The sequence below is a fragment of the Paenibacillus sp. EKM206P genome (assembly GCF_011066155.1).
Classification (GTDB): Bacteria; Bacillota; Bacilli; order Paenibacillales; family Paenibacillaceae; genus Paenibacillus; species Paenibacillus polymyxa_D.
The window spans coordinates 1-521 of the sequence record NZ_JAAMNQ010000068.1 but is presented as its reverse complement, the minus strand read 5'-3'; the positions used below and the strand labels follow the sequence as shown (position 1 = coordinate 521).

The window sequence follows — 521 nt, the reverse complement described above, 5'->3', positions numbered from 1 at the left end:
CGAGGCGTTTTAAAAACGCCCAATCCGTCTCATCATATTGTAAAACAAATGTCTCCAGTTTGGCATAGTTGCTTACCGTATCAATGGCATCTCCGTACTGATATTTTCGAACCAGCGCAGTGACCAGATCATCATAGGTGCGGTGAATATCTTGATAGGAGCGCCTTTTACATTTAATATCCATCTGGTATGAATGGGAAGCGGCCTCCAGTTCAAACGTATACACGCCTCGTACACAGTGTACGGACATACGTGTAACAATCCCATGAAACAGCCTTCTCAGCGATTCTCCCTGATCATTCAACTGACGAATCACAATCGGCTCTTGCTCCATATCCTGTCCGATGCATGCAGCTCCCTGTTCTTCGGAGAGCATGCCACTGATGTGTAAATAGGCATGATCGTTGATGGTACGTGTTATTTGAAGTTGTTCGATGTGTAGGGGCTGAAAGGGACCATAAAAGCGTAGGCTTTCATATCCGATCCCATCTGATAATACGCTCAAGTGAGTTCATGACTCC

At 45.5% G+C, this 521-nt stretch carries 1 protein-coding gene; it reads right to left on the bottom strand.

Annotated features, from left to right (window positions below; translation table 11 throughout):
* Nucleotides 1–505 (bottom strand): contractile injection system protein, VgrG/Pvc8 family (locus G9G53_RS25710; protein WP_238796325.1); only part of this gene is annotated, 505 nt, incomplete at its 3' end.
* Nucleotides 506–521 lie beyond the last annotated feature (16 nt).